This is a genomic window from Kribbella deserti (assembly GCF_042434725.1).
GTDB lineage: Bacteria > Actinomycetota > Actinomycetes > Propionibacteriales > Kribbellaceae > Kribbella > Kribbella deserti.
The window spans coordinates 62,836-79,107 of record NZ_JBHLTC010000005.1 but is presented as its reverse complement, the minus strand read 5'-3'; the positions used below and the strand labels follow the sequence as shown (position 1 = coordinate 79,107).

17 protein-coding genes are annotated in these 16,272 nt (G+C 66.1%); 7 read left to right on the top strand and 10 right to left on the bottom strand.

The annotated features are described in order from the left end of the window. Positions 1 to 3: 3 nt before the first annotated feature. On the bottom strand, positions 4 to 519 hold the full coding sequence (locus tag ACFFGN_RS04525; RefSeq protein WP_380044015.1) for an RICIN domain-containing protein: 516 nt from the start codon (positions 517 to 519) through the stop codon (positions 4 to 6). A gap of 430 nt (positions 520 to 949) precedes the next feature. Here ACFFGN_RS04525 and ACFFGN_RS04520 point away from each other — a divergent pair, with 430 nt between their 5' ends. From ACFFGN_RS04520 to ACFFGN_RS04500, 5 genes are all read left to right on the top strand, one after another. Next, a complete protein-coding gene (locus tag ACFFGN_RS04520) occupies positions 950 to 2,602 on the top strand; it encodes an amidohydrolase family protein (protein WP_380044014.1) in 1,653 nt (550 codons plus the stop codon). Positions 2,603 to 3,326: 724 nt separating this feature from the next. Then, on the top strand, positions 3,327 to 3,797 hold the full coding sequence (locus ACFFGN_RS04515) for a nitroreductase family deazaflavin-dependent oxidoreductase (protein ID WP_380044013.1): 471 nt from the start codon (positions 3,327 to 3,329) through the stop codon (positions 3,795 to 3,797). Between the two features lie 174 nt (positions 3,798 to 3,971). After that, entirely contained in the window at positions 3,972 to 4,286 is a 315-nt protein-coding gene (locus ACFFGN_RS04510) for an STAS domain-containing protein (RefSeq protein ID WP_380044012.1), read from the top strand. A gap of 31 nt (positions 4,287 to 4,317) precedes the next feature. Continuing rightward, entirely contained in the window at positions 4,318 to 4,755 is a 438-nt protein-coding gene (locus ACFFGN_RS04505; RefSeq protein WP_380044011.1) for a DUF4383 domain-containing protein, read from the top strand. A gap of 49 nt (positions 4,756 to 4,804) precedes the next feature. Further along, on the top strand, positions 4,805 to 5,134 hold the full coding sequence (locus ACFFGN_RS04500) for a hypothetical protein (RefSeq protein ID WP_380044010.1): 330 nt from the start codon (positions 4,805 to 4,807) through the stop codon (positions 5,132 to 5,134). A gap of 2 nt (positions 5,135 to 5,136) precedes the next feature. On the opposite strand, the gene ACFFGN_RS04495 is transcribed toward ACFFGN_RS04500, so the two are convergent. The 5 genes from ACFFGN_RS04495 to ACFFGN_RS04475 form a co-directional block, all read right to left on the bottom strand. Then, on the bottom strand, positions 5,137 to 6,135 hold the full coding sequence (locus ACFFGN_RS04495) for an ABC transporter ATP-binding protein (RefSeq protein WP_380044009.1): 999 nt from the start codon (positions 6,133 to 6,135) through the stop codon (positions 5,137 to 5,139). Further along, positions 6,128 to 7,186, bottom strand: a complete 1,059-nt coding sequence (locus tag ACFFGN_RS04490) for an ABC transporter ATP-binding protein (RefSeq protein WP_380044008.1) — start codon at positions 7,184 to 7,186, stop codon at positions 6,128 to 6,130. Before ACFFGN_RS04490 ends, ACFFGN_RS04495 begins: the two co-directional genes overlap by 8 nt. Before the next feature lie 10 nt (positions 7,187 to 7,196). Then, positions 7,197 to 8,090, bottom strand: coding sequence for an ABC transporter permease (locus ACFFGN_RS04485; protein WP_380044007.1), 894 nt, complete (start codon positions 8,088 to 8,090; stop codon positions 7,197 to 7,199). Then, on the bottom strand, positions 8,083 to 9,006 hold the full coding sequence (locus tag ACFFGN_RS04480; protein WP_380044006.1) for an ABC transporter permease: 924 nt from the start codon (positions 9,004 to 9,006) through the stop codon (positions 8,083 to 8,085). Before ACFFGN_RS04480 ends, ACFFGN_RS04485 begins: the two co-directional genes overlap by 8 nt. A gap of 129 nt (positions 9,007 to 9,135) precedes the next feature. Next, positions 9,136 to 10,767 (bottom strand): peptide ABC transporter substrate-binding protein, encoded by a 1,632-nt coding sequence (locus tag ACFFGN_RS04475; protein WP_380044005.1) that lies wholly within the window; start codon positions 10,765 to 10,767, stop codon positions 9,136 to 9,138. Positions 10,768 to 11,136: 369 nt separating this feature from the next. Between ACFFGN_RS04475 and ACFFGN_RS04470 the strand changes: the two genes are divergently transcribed. Continuing rightward, positions 11,137 to 12,306, top strand: coding sequence for a PRC-barrel domain-containing protein (locus ACFFGN_RS04470; RefSeq protein WP_380044004.1), 1,170 nt, complete (start codon positions 11,137 to 11,139; stop codon positions 12,304 to 12,306). A gap of 32 nt (positions 12,307 to 12,338) precedes the next feature. On the opposite strand, the gene ACFFGN_RS04465 is transcribed toward ACFFGN_RS04470, so the two are convergent. From ACFFGN_RS04465 to ACFFGN_RS04450, 4 genes are all read right to left on the bottom strand, one after another. Further along, positions 12,339 to 12,911, bottom strand: a complete 573-nt coding sequence (locus ACFFGN_RS04465) for a GerMN domain-containing protein (protein ID WP_380044003.1) — start codon at positions 12,909 to 12,911, stop codon at positions 12,339 to 12,341. Beyond that, on the bottom strand, positions 12,908 to 14,281 hold the full coding sequence (locus ACFFGN_RS04460; RefSeq protein WP_380044001.1) for a HAMP domain-containing sensor histidine kinase: 1,374 nt from the start codon (positions 14,279 to 14,281) through the stop codon (positions 12,908 to 12,910). Before ACFFGN_RS04460 ends, ACFFGN_RS04465 begins: the two co-directional genes overlap by 4 nt. 4 nt (positions 14,282 to 14,285) lie before the next feature. Beyond that, on the bottom strand, positions 14,286 to 14,969 hold the full coding sequence (locus tag ACFFGN_RS04455) for a response regulator (protein WP_380044000.1): 684 nt from the start codon (positions 14,967 to 14,969) through the stop codon (positions 14,286 to 14,288). Positions 14,970 to 15,175: 206 nt separating this feature from the next. Continuing rightward, on the bottom strand, positions 15,176 to 15,595 hold the full coding sequence (locus ACFFGN_RS04450; protein ID WP_380043999.1) for a PRC-barrel domain-containing protein: 420 nt from the start codon (positions 15,593 to 15,595) through the stop codon (positions 15,176 to 15,178). A 262-nt stretch (positions 15,596 to 15,857) separates the two neighbouring features. Between ACFFGN_RS04450 and ACFFGN_RS04445 the strand changes: the two genes are divergently transcribed. Further along, positions 15,858 to 16,262, top strand: a complete 405-nt coding sequence (locus tag ACFFGN_RS04445; RefSeq protein WP_380043997.1) for a four-helix bundle copper-binding protein — start codon at positions 15,858 to 15,860, stop codon at positions 16,260 to 16,262. The last annotated feature ends 10 nt before the right edge of the window (positions 16,263 to 16,272 follow it).

Here is a 16,272-nt window from a genome sequence, read left to right as displayed (position 1 = left end):
TACTCAGTCCCATCGCTGGTAGTCACCGTTGTTCGGCGGGGAGAGGTAGACCGAGCCGGCACCGTTGCTGTCCAGCCGCTGGGTCGACTCATGCTGGATGATCTGACCGCCGCTGTTCCGGGACCAGTTCTGGTACTGGCCACCGTTGCAGCCGCCCGCGTACACCGCACCGGTCGCCCGCGTCCCGTCCAGACAACGCTTGGTCTGATCGTTCTTGAGCGCGTGCCAGCCCTGGCTGGTAGCTACCCAGAACCAGTCCTGGCTCCACCGCCCGTCGCACGGGGCGGCGTGGACATGGTCGTTCCACTCGGCAGTGAGGCATCGCCCGGTCGCCCGGTTGCGCAGCCGGAAGGTGGCCAGCGGCCCTGTTGCAGATGTCGCCTCGAGAACGTAGCCGGCAGCAGCAGGTGCCTGCGCCGGAACCGGGGCAGCGGCCTGGGCGGCGGACACGCCGCCGGCTGCGGTAGCCAGCGCGGCAAGCCCGGCGGCGACCAGGCCGGCCTTTCTATGAACTCGCATCAGTACCTCCAGGTAGGGAATGCAGTGGCGGAAACCCTAGGAAGGGGACTGGAGCAGGCCAATCGCTTCGATCAGTTATGAAAGGTGGGCGGCGGGCCCAGCGGAGACGGGCCATCATTTCGATCAGTTACGAAAGGTGCGCGGCGGGGCCAGCGGATGGACGCGGTCGAAACGTCTGTGTCTGGCCTACGGAGTCGGGCGAGGGGCTCACCGTTGCCTGAGCCTGTTCACCCAATGACGGCTGTCCGGGTGCCAGCGCCGGAGCCGTCCGGTCGATGACGCCGAGGATCACGTTCAGCTCGGCGACGATCCGCTTTTCGGTGCGCCTTCAGCTCAGCCGTCATCCGGGCGTTGTCGTCCAGGGGCGCGGTGATTGCGGGCTGCGTACTGGCTGGACCTTCTCGTTACGGCAACCCCTAGCGTCGGCGGTATGACCAACGTGACCTTCGCCAGTGTCCGGATCTTTAACGGCCGCGAGGTTGTCCATGGCACCCATCTGCGGGTGGCGGACGGCCGGATCGATGCCATCGGCAACGCCGAGATCGTGCGGCCCGGCGAGCAGTTGGTGGATGGTTCCGGCGCAACCCTGCTGCCCGGGCTGATCGACGCGCACGTCCACCTGTTGCCCGGCAGCGCCCAGCTCGCGGCGACCTTCGGCGTCACTACGATCATCGACCAGTTCAGCAAGCCGGAGGTCTTCGTCCCCGAGCTCGCCGCCGGCTCGTCTGGCGGCGCGGCGTCGGTGGCCGCCGAATCCGGGACCGCCCCAGCCACCGCGTGCTCCAAGGCCGCGTCCGTCCGTACGTCCGGGATCGGCGCGACCGCGCCCGGTGGGCACCCGAGCATCGCTTACGCGCCGTTCCCGACGGTGAGCGGGCCGGGCGACGCCAGCGCGTTCGTCGCGGCCCGCGCCGACCAGGGATCGACCCACCTGAAGCTGATCTACGACGACGGATCGGGCGCGACGCTGAACATGCCGTCGCTGGACATCGCGACGATGGAGGCGCTGATCCGTGCAGCACACCGTCACGGTCTTCCCGTGGTCGCACACGTGTCGACGGCTCGCGGCGCCGTCGTCGTTGCACAATGCGGCGCCGACGTCCTGGCACACGTCCCGTTCGACCGGATGACCGACGGTGAGATCGGTTCCGTGGCCCGTTCGGGAGTTGCCGTCATCTCCACGCTCGGCCTCATCGACGGCTTCCCGGTCGACGGGGTGATGCCGTTGCTGGCACAGCCCGAACTGGCATCCCGGCTGTCTTTTCGCTGGCGGCGAGTTCTCACCGCACAGGCGAACCGCTGGATGCCACCCGAGCCTCCGGACGGCGCCGCGGCACGTTACAACGCGACGGCGCTGCACGAGTCCGGCGTACGGGTGCTGGCAGGTACCGACGCACCGAATCCCGGCCTGGTCCACGGCGCCAGCCTGCATCGCGAACTCCAGCACCTGGTCCGCGCCGGTCTCCGCCCCGCCGAGGCACTGACCGCTGCGACCGTGACGCCCGCGGACGTGTTTGGGCTGCACGACCGCGGCCGGCTGGAGGTCGGCGCACGGGCGGACCTCGTCTTGGTCGACGGTGACCCGACCGCCGCGATCGACGCCACCCAGGCACTGCGGGGCACCTGGATCGGTGGGCAGCAGGTCGACACCGCCAGCTACGCGGGGAGTGAGACTGAACTGGCCGGCATTCGCTGGCTGCGCGCTACGACCGACAAGATCATCGCGGCCATCCGCGACCAGTGGCCCGGCTTTCCTGCTCCCGAGGAAGTCACCCGAGACGACGGCGAGCTTCTCGGGTACGCCGTGCCACTGGCCGGTGGTTGGCAGGCCACGACCGTGTTCGGGGCAGCCCTCGGACCTGTCACGTCCCGGGAGGATGCGATCGAGCTCCTCCGGACCGAAGGGCTGGCAAGCCTGGCCGAGCTCTGGTGGGTACGGGCCATCGACCATCCTGACTGGCGACAGGCGCGGCTGACTGAAGTGCAGCCGGACCGGCTCCGCCTGCACTGGGCCGACCCGATGATCGAACAGCCCTCCGGCGGCACCTGGTACGACGTATCCGACCTGGAGGTGAAACGCTAAGGAGCCGCTGGCTTGTTCCACTCCCAGGCACCACGTCCGGGCCTTCAAGAGTGCGCGACACCCGTCGCGCACAGCGGGCATTCGCCGCCCAGCGCGCCGACCTGGCGAAACGTGCGCGGCCCGGCTGAACTGTCGATCGATGACTTCACGCGGGTGCAGTTAGAGCTGTGAGTTCGCGCGGGTCTCGCAGCCTCGGACACGAGCAGCGGTCGTCGGCGCAGTAGACGAGAACGTCCTATCGTCGGTCACATGGCGAGCGCGATGGAGGCGGCGAGGCGCTTCTAGGGACGAGTAGTTGCTTCAGAGACTGCTGGTGCGCTGCGGCGGTTTCGGTCCTTCTCAGCGGCCGCTTTTGTGTCAGACGGCCACGCCATGACCGTCTGGAACGGCGTTCAGCTGGGAGTGACTGAACGCGAGAGCAGTCGCCTGCTGAGGCTGCGGCTTGGGGGTGTGCTTCGAGGGCTTTGAGTTGGGTTTACGAGTTCGTGAAGTTGTGGCGGTTTGGACTTCTGGGTTTGAAGTGGTGGTGAGCGAGCGCATAGCGTTTCAAGTGGCTCGGCGACGATTCGTGGGAACATCCGCCGGATCGCTGCCGGTCCTCTCTGAGGCCGGGGTGCGGTGGTAGTTGCAGAGGGGCGACTGCCATCCATCCCGGGCAAGAGGGGGTATGCGGTGTGTTGATGAAAGTGGTTGCCTTAGGCAAGTTGCGGACAGGCGATGCTGAGTGAGCCGCCGGTTTCCGAGGTGGCTCGCTCGCGCGCCGATCGCATTGTTCAAGCTCGGTCTGGGGGACCTGCTCGGCCATCGGATCGTCATGCTCGAACATCGTGGCCGTCGTACGGGCAACCTGCGGTACGTCGTACTGGAGATCGCTGAGCGCAGGCCGGGCGCGCTGACAGTCGTCTCCGGATACGGCGGACAGGCTCAGTGGTTCAAGAACATTCAGGTCAACTCGGCGGTGCGGGTCTGGAATGGCGAGATCCGTAACACCCGGGCCAAAGCCACCGCACTTTCGGCCGAGGAGTCACGACGCTTCCTGCTCCAGTATCAGCGCGATCATCCGGCGGCAACGGCCATGCTGGCGAAGGTGCTCGCGTTGCCCTTACCGGCGACCGGGCGAACTGGATCGGTGGATCAGGACTCAACTCCGGTCGTGGTGAGGATCGACCTGGTTGACGCCGGTCTGAAGCGCTGAGCCGGATGCGCGTACGACCACGCCGGAATCACTCCGTCGAGGCCCGCAAGAGAGCCCCCTTTGGCGCGGCCCGTGCAAACTCCGTCACCTGATCGTCAAGAAGCCGTTCGGAGGACCTCAAGATTCGTCCCGCAGTCTGGAGCCCACGGATACCCGAGCCGGGAGGCGCCCTGCATGCCCGACAGCATTCATAGTTCTTCGCCGCAGAAGGCGATCATCTCGCTCTCGGACGGCCTTCTGGCCGATGGCCTGTCGGCGTTGCGTCAGTCCATCCGGGACCTGGTGATGAGCGGGGTAGCCGTAGTCGTGATCGACGTTTCCGATGCACGGCAGATCGATTCGACGCTGCTCGGTGTACTGCTCGACACGCATCGGATCTGCCGGCAGCGCGGCGGCGGCGTCGTGGTTCGTCACGCTGATCGGCGAACCGCCGATCTGTTGCACCGGACAGGTCTGGACCGGGTTTTCGACGTGGCGGACGAGTCGTGATTCGGTCACAGGCGAGGAGGGAGGCGGGCAGTTGACCGGCGCCCGGTCAAAAGGCAGATTCGTTCAGGAGCTGGCGCTGTGGATCGGCGGTGCCAACCTGACGCTGGGCGTGTTCGGGTTCGTCCCCGGACTGACCCTGAATTTCGACGAGCTGCGATTCTTCGGCGCGGAGTCGAAGGCACTGATCATCGGAGTGTTCCGGACTTCGATCCTGCTGAATTCAGTGCATTTGATTCTTGGCGTGTGGGCAATCATTGCGGCGAAGGAGGAACGGAGATCGCGCGAGTATCTGGTGGTCAGTGGGGTGATCTATCTGGGAATGTATTTCCTTGGCGACTCGTCGCTGGCGAACCTGGTCGCGTTGAATGCGGCCGCTCGCTGGCTGCATCTCGTTCTCGCCGGACTCACCATTACGGCCGTGGTCGTCTCGATCGGGCAGCACCACCGGGTGCCAGGACGACGGCGCTGATCTAGGTCGGGAAGCTGTCGCGCGTGGGCCGGTTCCCAGGGAGCAAAATATGGACGATATAGAGACCTACTACGAGGCGGGCGTTTGGAAGTGCCGCCGCGCGCAAGCCGCGGAACCCTTCGCCACTGGCGCCGACAAGGACGAGATCCTGGCGCTGGGGGCCACGGTAGCTCGCTGGTGTGGCGTCGACCATCTCGTCGTGAATGCCGACGGGGTGCTGATAGAGCAGAACTCGTATCGCAATATGGGCCAGCCTCCAGTGGACCCCTTGATCGACCCACTTCACGCCAGAGCTGCCAAGCGACGGCACACCTCGGCTAGCGCTCACCAGGGCGCCAGGCTCTCGTCAGCCGCCGGCAAGCCCACTTCCCGGCGATAGCGTCAGGTCACCACGTGCTGGACCTCGGAGAAGTGACAGGCGTCGGGATGGTTCGCGGCCCGCACCTTGAGCGCTGGCACCTCCAAGTCGCATACCTCTTGAGCCTTCCAGCAGCGGGTTCGGAAATGACACCCGCTGGGAGGGTTGGCCGGGCTCGGTACGTCGCCATCGAGGACCATCCGCCGGCTCATGTCCCGACGGGCCGGATCGGGCAGAGGAACCGCAGACAACAGCGCTTGGGTGTAAGGATGAGCGGGTTCGCGGTAGATGCCGGCCTGGTCTCCCAATTCGATGATCTTGCCGAGGTACATGACGGCGACGCGGTCACTGATGTGCCGGACCACCGACAGATCGTGAGCGATGAACAGGTAGGACAGGCTGAGCTCGCGCTGCAGTCGCGCAAGCAGGTTGACCACCTGGGCCTGAACCGATACGTCGAGCGCGGATACCGGCTCGTCGCACACCACCACCTTCGGACTCAGCGCCAGCCCACGGGCGATTCCGATCCGCTGGCGCTGTCCGCCGGAGAACTGATGCGGGTACCGGTTGAGGTGCTCGGGATCGAGCCCGACCAGCTCCAGCAGTTCCTGGACCCGCTGCCGCGCCGATCCCTTCGGCGCGGCTTCGGGGTGGATCGCGAACGGCTCTCCGACGATGTCGCCTACGGTCATGCGCGGGTTGAGCGAGGTGTAGGGGTCCTGCATGACGATCTGGATCTCGCGCCGCAGTTCTCGCAGCCGGCGCCTGCCCATCTGGTAGATGTCCTCGCCTTCGAAGAGCACCTGGCCCGAGGTGGCCTCTTCGAGCCGCAGGACCAACCGGGCCAGCGTCGACTTGCCGCAGCCGGATTCGCCGACGATGCCCAAGGTCTCGCCCCGGTGCAGGTCGAAGCTCACGCCGTCCACGGCTTTGACGCTGCCGACCTGGCGTCTGATCGCGCCGCGCTTGATCGGGAAGTGCTTCACCACGTCGCGGACCTCGATGATCGGTGTGTCACTCATGATCCGACAGCACCTCCGCCCAATAGTGGCAGGCCGATCCCCGGTCCGCGGCGACGTCGTACAGCGGTGGCTCGTCCACTGCGCAGCGGTCACGCGCGCGCGGGCAGCGCGGATGGAAGGGGCAACCCGGGGGAATGCGCGCCAGGTTGGGTGGTGCGCCCTCGATCGGCTGCAGTTCCTGGCGGTCGAGGTCCATGCGCGGAATGGAGGCGATCAGTCCCTCGGTGTACGGATGGGCCGGGCGGGCGTAGAGGTCGTCGACTCCGGCCGTCTCGACCACCCGGCCGGCGTACATCACCGCGACCCGGTCGGCCACATCGGCGACGACGCCCAGGTCGTGCGTGATCAGGATCAGGCCCATTCCGTTGTCGCGCTGCAGTTCCGCGAGCAGCTCCATGATCTGGGCCTGCACGGTGACGTCCAGCGCGGTGGTGGGTTCGTCGGCGATCAATACATCGGGATCCAGGGCTAGCGCCATCGCGATCATGATGCGTTGCCGCATGCCTCCGGAGAACTGGTGCGGATAGTCCCCGAACCGCTGCGCGGCCGAGGGAATGTGCACGCGGTCCATCATTTCGATCGCGCGGTCGCGTGCGTCCGCGCGGCCGGCGTCGGCGTGCACCCGGTACATCTCGGCGATCTGATCGCCGACGCTGAACACCGGGTTCAGCGCGCTCAACGCGTCCTGGAACACCATGGCGATCCGGCGTCCCCGGACCTGCTGATACTGCCGTTCGGACAGGTCGGTCAGCTCCAGCCCGCGGAAGGTGATACTGCCACGCGTGATGAAACCCGGTGGGCTGTCGATCAGTCCCATCACGGCCTGCGCTCCGACGCTCTTGCCCGAGCCGGATTCGCCGAGCACCGCCAGCGTTTCGCCGACCGCCAGGGTGTAGCTGATGCCGTCGACTGCGCGGACCACTCCACTGCGGGCGCGGAACTCGACCGCGAGATCGCTCACCTCGAGCAGGGGCCTGGCGGGATCGAGCCCGTCCTCGAGGCCCTCGGGGCCGATCTCGGCCACGTCGTTCTCGTTCAGGCCGCTGATCATGGCTGTCTCCTCATCGCAGCTTCGGATCGAGGGCGTCCCGCAAGGCATCGCCCATCAGGATGAAGCTGAGCACCGTCAGGCTCAGCAGCAGACCGGGAAAGAACAGCAGGTGCGGGGCTTCGGCGATGCGGTACTGAGCGTCGCTGATCATCAGGCCCCACGAGATCGCCGGCAGTTGCAGGCCGACGCCGAGGAACGACAACGTCGCTTCGGCGGCGATGACGATGCCGACGTAGATGGTGGCGTAGACGATGACCGGAGCGAGCGCATTCGGCAGGATGTGCCGCCACAGCAGGCGCAGGTCACCGGCACCGAGGGCGCGCGCGGCCACCACATAGTCGTTATCGCGTGCGCTGAGCACCGACGACCGGACCAGCCTGGTCATCGTCGTCCAGCCGAGCACGGCCAGCACGAACGATACCTGTGGCAGGCCGCGCGTCTCGAACACGGTCAGGATGACGATCGCGCCGAGAATGAAGGGCAGCCCGAAGATGATGTCGGTGAACCGGGCGATCAGTGCGTCGAGAATGCCACCGTAATAGCCGGCCAGGCTGCCGAGCAGGATCGCGATCACCAGCGCGGAGATCGTCACCACGATGCCGATCGTGATCGAGGCCCGCGCACCGTGGATCACCTGGGCGTAGTAGTCGCAGCCGAGCAGGTCGAAGCCGAACCAGTGGTCCGCGCTGGGGCGGCCCAACGACCTCGACAGGTCGCACTGCCGTGGATCGGCGCTGGTGAACAGTCGAGGGAAGGCGGCCATGGTCACGAAGACCAGGACCACGAGGGCGGCGATCACGAAGATCTTGTCGTGGCGTAGTTCGCGCCACGCATCGGACCAAAGGCTGGCCTGCCGGCCGGACGGTTCGTCCTCGGCCACCTCGGTTGCGAGACGTTCACTCATAGCGGATCCGTGGGTCGAGTACGCCGTAGAGCAGGTCTACGAGCAGGTTGGCAAGGATGAACACGAGGACGAGAGCGGTGACGATCCCCACGACGACAGGACCCTCCTGGGCCCGGACCGACATGAATACCTGCTGACCGACGCCCGGCAGGTTGAAGATGCCCTCCGTGACGATGGCGCCGCCCATCAGCGCGCCGAGATCGATGCCGAGGTACGTCACTACGGGGATCAGGGAGTTCCGCAACGCGTGCCGGCCGACCACGCGTGGTCGGCTGAGGCCTTTGGCGGTCGCGGTTCTGATGTAGTCGGAGCGAAGGTTCTCGACCAGGCTGGTGCGCGTCAGGCGGGCGACGTACGCCAGCGACAACGCACCGAGCACGAAACCCGGCAGTAGGTAGCTCTGCAGGCCCTGGGAAACGCCTGCGACGGGGAACCAGCCGAGCTTGACGCCGACCAGCAGTTGCAAAGTGAACCCGAGCACAAAGGTGGGGATGGAGACGATCGCCGTCGTGGTGATCAGCACCAGAGTGTCGACGTACGAGCGACGGCGCAGGGCCGCGACGACGCCGGCCAGCAAACCGATGACGATCTCGAAGCTGATCGCGACGAGTGCCAGCTTGATGGTGATCGGGAACCGCTGGGCCATGATGTCGGTGACCTCGCGCCCGTTGTAGTCCTGGCCGAAATCACCCTGGACCAGGTCGCCCATGTACTTCACGTACTGGATCACCAGTGGATCGTCCAGGTTGTACTCGGCGCGAAGCGCGGCCACGGTCGACGGTGACATCGGCCGGTCGCCGGCCAGCGCCCGGATCGGATCGCCGGGGATGGCGAACACCAGCGCGAAGATGAGAAACGTTGCTCCGATCACGACCGGGATGATTTGCAGCACCCGCCGGATCACATATCCGCCCATCGCCGTTCACCTCTTTCCACGCGAGCCGCTGGTTTGTGGGGTGCCGGCGCCCAGAGCCCCTCGTGGCCGGGCGCCGGCACCCTCTCGGTCCAGCCGCCTCGGAGGGGAGGCGGCTGGCCTGTCCTGTGGTCATCCGGTGACGGTGACGTCCTCCAGACGGACGCGGGTGAAGGCGTCGATGACGACATTGCTCACGTCGGGGGAGTGGCCGGCCTGGACCTTGCCGAACCACATCGGGATGTTCGGCATGTCCGCGAGGATCTGGTCCTCGGCCTGGTGATAGGCGGCGATACCGGCGTCAATGCTCTCGGCCGCGTTGCCCTTGGCGATCAGCTTGTCCACTTCGGCGTCGGAATAGCCGAAGTTGTTGGACGAACCGGTGGTGGAGTAGATCGGTTCGAGGTAGTTCTGCGGGCTGGGGTAGTCCATCACCCAGCCGAGCCGGAACGGGCCGGTGATCCTCTTGGCGTCCAGCAGGCCGAGATACTCGGCGAACTCGAGGGACTTGAAGCTGACGTTGGTGATGCCGAGGTTCTTGCGCAGTTGGTTGGAAACGGCCTCCATCCACTTCTCGTGGCCGGAACCGCTGTTGAACCACAGCGTCAGCGTGCCCCGGAATCCGCCGGCCTCCTGGAACAGCTGCCGGGCCTGGTCAGGGTTGTAGCTGCAAGCCTCGCCGCACGGATCTTCCCGGGATCCGGTGACGACAGGAGAGACGATCGACTTCGCGGGCTGGTAGGCCCCGCTGAAGATCGCGTCGATGATGGCCTGGCGGTCGATGGCCATCGATAGCGCCTTTCGCAGCCGAACGTCGTCGAACCTCTTGTCGTACAAGGGGAAACCGACGTAGGTGAAGCTCGAGCTCGGGCGCTCGATGAACCGGTCGCCGAACTGCGCCTTGGCCGCGCCCAGCCGCTCCGGCGGCAATGCGTCCATGATGTCGAGGTTGCCGGCGAGTACGTCGTTGTACGCCGTGTTGACGTTCGAGTAGATCTTGAAGGTCACCGCGTCGGCCTTGGCCTTGTCGCCGGCGTAGTTCTCATAGCGGACGACCTCGATCCGCTCGTCGTGTTCCCAATGCCCCTTCAGCTTGAACGGGCCGTTGCCGATCGGTGCTTGCTCGTAGGCCGTGGGGTTGGACTCGAACGAGGCCGGCAGGGGGTAGAAGGCGGTGTAACCCACGGTCAATGGGAATTGGCTGAACGGGTTCTTGAGCGTCACCCTGAGCGTGAGATCGTCGACCACGTCAAGCCCGCTCATCGTCTTGCTGCTCGGCGCCGGTGGCTTCTTAGGGCCGTCGCCGTCGGGGTCTTTCGGGTTGAGCGCGTCGTAGCCCTCGATGTTCTGGAAGAAGTAGTTGTTGCCGTACGCGTTCGGCCCGTAGGCGCCGGCGTTCCAGCCGCGGGCGTAGGACTCCGCGTCGACAGGTTCGCCGTTGTGGAACGTGTAGCCGTCCTTGAGCTTGATGGTCCAGACCTTCTGGTCTTCGGACTCGACCGACTCCGCGATCGCGTCATCGAAGGTGAGGGCGCTGTTGTCGACCGTAAAGTTGACCAGCGGCGTGAACAGGGCGCCCAGTACCTCGGCACCGCAGGTCTCGTTCGTGTCCTGCGGGATCAGGCTCTCCGGCTCGCACACGTACATCGAGAAGCTGCCGCCGCTGCTGCCTTCTCCTGCCGGGGTGTCGGCACCACCGCCGCAGGCCGTAGCCGCCATTGCCAGGGCTGTCACACCGGCGATCAAGCCGGTTTGCCGCTTCATCACGCTCGCCTCCGTCAGCATTGCTGCGATCTGGTGCGATCTCGAATCGATCGCCTGATCTGGACCGTACGCAGGTGCAGGCGAGCACGGACAAGACTAAGGAAGTCCCGGGCCGCAGACGTCACGTGTCCGCAAGAGTGAGGTCACAGAACCTGCGCAAAAGACGTCCCGCCGTCACGAAGCTCGCCGTACCAAAGGAATTTGACGGTCAGGTTGCGATCCGGAGATGCCAGGTGTGAGCCGCGGCGTGAGGGGTTACCAGCGGGGGACACGGGTCCGGACATCGCGCCGGGCGGTGGCAGCCGGGCGGCGGTGTGATGAGGATATGAGACAAGCGAGATGGCTGGTGCGGGCTGAGAGGAGCCGACCATGAGGATCTACCGGCTGGCCTGGTGGGCGACAGGGATCCTGCTGGCGTTCCTGGGCACGATCAGTGCTGTAGCTGTGTGGTCGTTCGTGACGGCACTGATCATCTTCGGCTGCGTCGCCTTGCTGACGACCTCTGCCGTGATGTCGTTGGCGCTACCTGAGGAAGCGCGGTCAAGCGATCTGCGGACATCGGCGGCAACCGTGCTGCTGGTGGCCGTCGCAGCGGTCGCGCTGTGTGGTGTCGGCGCGATCCTCGGTCCTATCGCGTTGTCGATTCCGGCGCTGCTCGCGGCCGGCTCGCCGCCCGCGGTTGCTTTCTGTCTCCGGAGGCTGCAGACGGACGGCCGGAATGGCGCCTCTCCGGTGGATGAGCCGGCTGGCGCGGCGGATGAGCGGGTTGGCGCCGTGACCGCGGCCCAGGCCGGTGCCGAGCCGTCGCCGGCGCAGGAGGCAGAACCGGAGACTATGGACGACGCGACACTGTGCAAGGCCTGGCGAACCAGTTACTGGAGTTTGCGGGACGCGTCGCCGCCGAGTGAACGAGCCCAGATCGTGGCCGTTCGCGAGCGCTATCTTGACGAGCTCGAACGGCGTCACCCCGCGGCGGTGTCCCGCTGGCTGCAAGCGGAGACAGGGCCCTGCGGCGACCCCGGCAAGTATCTGGCAGCGGAGCACGAGCTGTCTGCCCACTACAGCCACGGTCTGGACGATGCACAGTCCGGCCCGGACCTGCCGACGGATGGAAAGGAAGACATGGCTGGCGAAGCTGAGGAATTCCTGGTGCGACTGCAGGACACCGATCTCATGGTTGCGGAGGACGAGGCGGACGTCCGTGGCCGGAAGGTGATCGATCGCGACGGCCAGGAGATCGGTGAGATCGACGGATTGCTGATCGACGCCGAGCAACAGAAGGTCCGGTTCCTCCAGGTATCCGCCGGAGGGTTTCTCGGGATTGGCGAACGGAGGTTCCTCGTTCCGGTGGATGCCGTCACCAGCGTCGAGGACGACCAGGTGACGCTCGGCCAGGATCGGGAGCACGTTGCCGGAGCGCCGGTTTACGATCCTGACCTGGAGGACAAGCCCGACCGCGGATTCTACGAAGGCATCTACGGCCACTACGGTTATGCGCCGTACTGGGAGCCGGGCTATCGCTACCCACGATTTCCTTGAGGGCCGCGGCCGGCCCCGTCGCGTCAGCGGATCTATCGCGGCGCGACGGACGCGTAGTCAGCCCGTGTGACAGGGCGGGCCACTAGCTCGCCGGTCGCAGTAGGTGCACTCAGCTCTCGTTGGCCGCGCATCAGCCTGACGGCCGACAATCCCAGCCTCTCCTCAGTGAGCGTGAAAACCAGTTGAGCCACCGCCAGGGCCTGCTGCGCTCCACCCAACCGAGTGAACTCGTCCGGCAGCTGAACCCGGGCGAGTCTGCCGTCGATGGTCACAGTGATGGCGCCACCGGTCGCAGGTATCGCGGAGCGGAGGCCAGCAGCGAACTCGGTACTGGTCGGGCCTGCCAGCAAATCCCGGAGCAGGGACTGCGGATCTGCGCCTGGCCGCGATACTGCGGCGAGTCGGCCAGACCGGATCAGGTAGACGACCGCCGTGGCTGGAGTGCCGGTGGTGCTTGCTTGCGCGGTAGGCGTGCTGCTGGAGGGGACGACGGCGCTCAACGACTCGACGGGGTCGGGATGCTCCTGGGGTCTCACGCCGCACGCACACACAAGAGCCAGTACGACGGCGAGGGTGGTGGCCGATCGAATCGGTGGGCGGATCATGGCGCGGCCCTGAGGTCGACGACGAATCGCGCTCCACCGCCCGGCCGGTCGACAACGGACACCGTGCCGCCGTGTAAACTGAGGTGCCGCGCGACGATGGCGAGCCCCAGGCCGGCGCCTTCGGTCTCGGTTCCCGGTCCGCGAGCGAACCGTTCGAAGATTCGCTCGCGCCGCTCCTTCTCGATGCCAGGTCCTTGATCGTCGACGAAGATCCGGACGCCGTCCGTAGCGGGCTCGACGGCCACTCGGACCAGTCCCCGGCCATGCGATTCGGCATTGCGAACCAGGTTCGAGATCACCTGCTCGAGACGCCGCTTGTCCACGGTCAGTTGCAGTTCTTCGGCGCCGGGGGACACGAAGGTGACCGGGCGCCCGGCGGCCCGGTCGGCGGCTCGGGTGACCAGCTCGCCGATCGTCACCGGTTCGAGTACCACGTTGTCGGTGCCATCCTCGGCGCGTGACATCTCCAGCAGGTCCTTGACCATCCGTTCGAACCGGCGAAGATCGGTTTCGAGTAGTTCCAGCGGCTCGTGAGCTCTGGCGGGCAGCTGGCGCTTCTGGCGGAGCAGAAGCTCGAGGGAGTTGAGCATGGTTGTGAGCGGAGTGCGCAGTTCATGGGCGACGTCGGCCGTGAAGCGCGCATCCGCCTCCACCCGGCGCTCCAGCGCCGCAGCCGTCTGGTTGAACGAGTCCGCCAGCATCGTCAGGTCCGGGTCGCCATTGGCGTGGAGCCGGGCCGATCGATCGCCCTGCGCGATGGCTGCTGCCGCCTGGTTGACCGACTTCAGCGGAGCGAGAGCGCGATGGGTCGCTATCCGGCCGGCGGCCGCCCCGACGAGGGTGGTTGCCGCGGCACCGACGGGCAGGGCCAGACTCAGCACCCGCAGGTCGCCGTCCAGCTCGGCCAGCGAGAACAGTTCGAAGTACGCGTCACCTCCCATCGGCTGGCCTACCGCCAGATAAGGATCGCCGTCGATGATCAGCCGCTGGGTCGCGGCGGTCCCGTCGAGCACCAGGTCGACGAGCTCGGTGGGAAGCCGATCCGGGGAGGCTTCGAGCGCGGAGCTGTACCAATCGCCGAAGCGGTACAACAGGATGGTCGTCGACGGGTTGTGCGGGAGGTCCCCGAGTACGCGGGCGGTCTGCCCGGGCCGGCTCTGCAACGCACGCTCCAGCGCGAGTATGTTCACCTGGGTTTGCCGAAGGGCCGTCGATTCACGCTGGGAAATCAGATAGTTCGACACCATCAGCCAAACGAAGCAGCTCAGCAGCACGGATAACGTGAGTGCGAGCAGGGCGAACGTGACGGTGATACGGGTGCGAAGGCCAGGGCGCCATCGTCGCTGATGCTGCCCGGCGGCTGCTTTCATGGGCTCAGCCGACAAGCCGATAGCCCATGCCCCGGACGGTAACAACGTGGCGTGGCTGCGCGGGGTCGTGCTCCACCTTGGTCCGGAGGCGGCTGATGTGCACGTCGACGATCCGGCTGTCGCCGAAGTAGTCGTAGCCCCAGACCCGTTCCAGCAGTTGCTCACGGCTACAGACACCCTGGTCGGCGTACGCGAGTTCGCACAGCAGGCGGAATTCGGTGCGGGTCAGGGCGATCAGTTCACCGTCGCGGGTCACCTCGGCGGCGGGCACGTTGATGACCAGGTCACCGATGTCGAAATGGTCGCCGCGAGTACTGTGGCTGATGTGGCTCCGGCGCAGCAACGCACGGATCCGGGCGGCCAGCTCCTTGGCCACCAGTGGTTTGGTGACGTAGTCGTCGGCCCCGGCTTCGAGGCCGGCCACCACGTCGTGGCTGTCGCTGCGCGCCGTCACCATGATGACCGGAACGTCGCTGTGTTTGCGGATCGCGCGGCATACCGAGAAGCCATCACCGTCGGGCAGCATGATGTCCAGCAGGACGACGTCGAACGTCGCCTCGCCGGCCGCGGCGAGACCTTCTTCAGCGGTCGCCGCCTCGTGCACGGCGTAGCCTTCCTGTTCCAGCGACAGGCTCAGGACGCGGCGAACCCGGGCGTCGTCCTCGACCAGCAACACGCGTCGCTTCACAGCTCCCAGTATGTCCGAATGGCCGCTGGAATCGATCTGTGATGTAGCGATAGCCGGCACCTCCACCCGGGGCAACTGAATACTGATGTGGTGGCGGCTGCCGGTATGGCAGCCGCCCTCGGCACGACCTTAGACCGAATCACATCCCTGTGGATCTTGCTTTCGGCGGGATATCACACGGTTGTAACGTGCGCTCAAAGGTGTCGTCACCGGCGGTATCGCGGGTAGACGTACCCAGGCGTCCAGAACGGCGCAGCGCCGTAGTAGCCGTAGACGTCGGCGAAGTACCGCGGATCCTGACGCGCCAGATCGGGGTCGTACACCGGTCCTCTGGCCACATGCTCGCGGTTCTGGTCGACGTGCACTGTCTCCTCATCGACCCCGGTCACGGAGTCGACCGGGATGAGCTGCTTGCTGTCCCCGATGCCCAGAATGCCGCCAGAGCTGATCTGGAGTAGCCGTACGCGACGCTCATCGTGGTCAATGAAAAGGCTGTCGACCTTGCCGATCTCCTCGCCGCCGGGGTCCACCACCGTTCTGCCCCGGATGTCGTCGGCGGGATCGGCCAGCGTCAGGTCGGTGTCTTCGAGACGCTCCAGCGTGGGCTGCTGTTGTTCGTTCATCATCTGTCCTCCAATCGTCGATTCCCCGTCGGAACCCGCGTATCCCCGAGCGGCAGGCCCACACCTGACCGGCGACGATCGACGTGCGGTCGTCATGATTTCGACACGATGTGAAGACCGCCAAAGCAGCGCATCGTATGAAGATTCCATGACGCTCCGTTCTGCCGGCCGACGCGACGGTTTGGCAGGGCGGTCGTCGGGAACTCCGCGCGGAGACCGGCCTTCCACACCGGAGCGCCGGGACGATCAGATGGGAGCGACCGACATGACCGTTGTTCAAGACATGCTCAGCACCTACCCGAAGGACCTGGGCGAGGTGGACCGGGACAAACTCACGGCATGCATCGAGGCATGCCTGTCGTGCGCTCAGGCCTGTACGGCGTGCGCGGACGCCTGCCTGTCCGAAGACTCGGTCGCCGAGCTCACCAAATGCATTCGGACCAACCTCGACTGCGCGGACCTCTGCGGTACGACGGCGGCGGTCCTGTCGCGCCATACCGGCTATGACGCCAACTTGACCAGGGCGGTCCTGCAGGCCTGCGCGAAGGCCTGTCAAACCTGTGGCGACGAATGCCAGAACCATGCCGGGCACGAGCACTGCAAGGTCTGTGCGGACGCCTGCCGCCGCTGCCAGCAGGCCTGCGAGGACCTGATCACCTCGCTCGGCTGATCGGGGAACG

Bases quoted from the DNA above. Each gene is read 5' to 3' on its own strand.
- ACFFGN_RS04485 (WP_380044007.1), bottom strand. From the start codon at position 8,090: ATGAGTGAACGTCTCGCAACCGAGGTGGCCGAGGACGAACCGTCCGGC.
- ACFFGN_RS04460 (WP_380044001.1), bottom strand. From the start codon at position 14,281: ATGAAAGCAGCCGCCGGGCAGCATCAGCGACGATGGCGCCCTGGCCTT.
- ACFFGN_RS04520 (WP_380044014.1), top strand. From the start codon at position 950: ATGACCAACGTGACCTTCGCCAGTGTCCGGATCTTTAACGGCCGCGAG.
- ACFFGN_RS04490 (WP_380044008.1), bottom strand. From the start codon at position 7,186: ATGATCAGCGGCCTGAACGAGAACGACGTGGCCGAGATCGGCCCCGAG.
- ACFFGN_RS04470 (WP_380044004.1), top strand. From the start codon at position 11,137: ATGAGGATCTACCGGCTGGCCTGGTGGGCGACAGGGATCCTGCTGGCG.
- ACFFGN_RS04450 (WP_380043999.1), bottom strand. From the start codon at position 15,595: ATGATGAACGAACAACAGCAGCCCACGCTGGAGCGTCTCGAAGACACC.
- ACFFGN_RS04445 (WP_380043997.1), top strand. From the start codon at position 15,858: ATGACCGTTGTTCAAGACATGCTCAGCACCTACCCGAAGGACCTGGGC.
- ACFFGN_RS04495 (WP_380044009.1), bottom strand. From the start codon at position 6,135: ATGAGTGACACACCGATCATCGAGGTCCGCGACGTGGTGAAGCACTTC.
- ACFFGN_RS04525 (WP_380044015.1), bottom strand. From the start codon at position 519: ATGCGAGTTCATAGAAAGGCCGGCCTGGTCGCCGCCGGGCTTGCCGCG.
- ACFFGN_RS04465 (WP_380044003.1), bottom strand. From the start codon at position 12,911: ATGATCCGCCCACCGATTCGATCGGCCACCACCCTCGCCGTCGTACTG.
- ACFFGN_RS04500 (WP_380044010.1), top strand. From the start codon at position 4,805: ATGGACGATATAGAGACCTACTACGAGGCGGGCGTTTGGAAGTGCCGC.
- ACFFGN_RS04510 (WP_380044012.1), top strand. From the start codon at position 3,972: ATGCCCGACAGCATTCATAGTTCTTCGCCGCAGAAGGCGATCATCTCG.
- ACFFGN_RS04480 (WP_380044006.1), bottom strand. From the start codon at position 9,006: ATGGGCGGATATGTGATCCGGCGGGTGCTGCAAATCATCCCGGTCGTG.
- ACFFGN_RS04475 (WP_380044005.1), bottom strand. From the start codon at position 10,767: ATGAAGCGGCAAACCGGCTTGATCGCCGGTGTGACAGCCCTGGCAATG.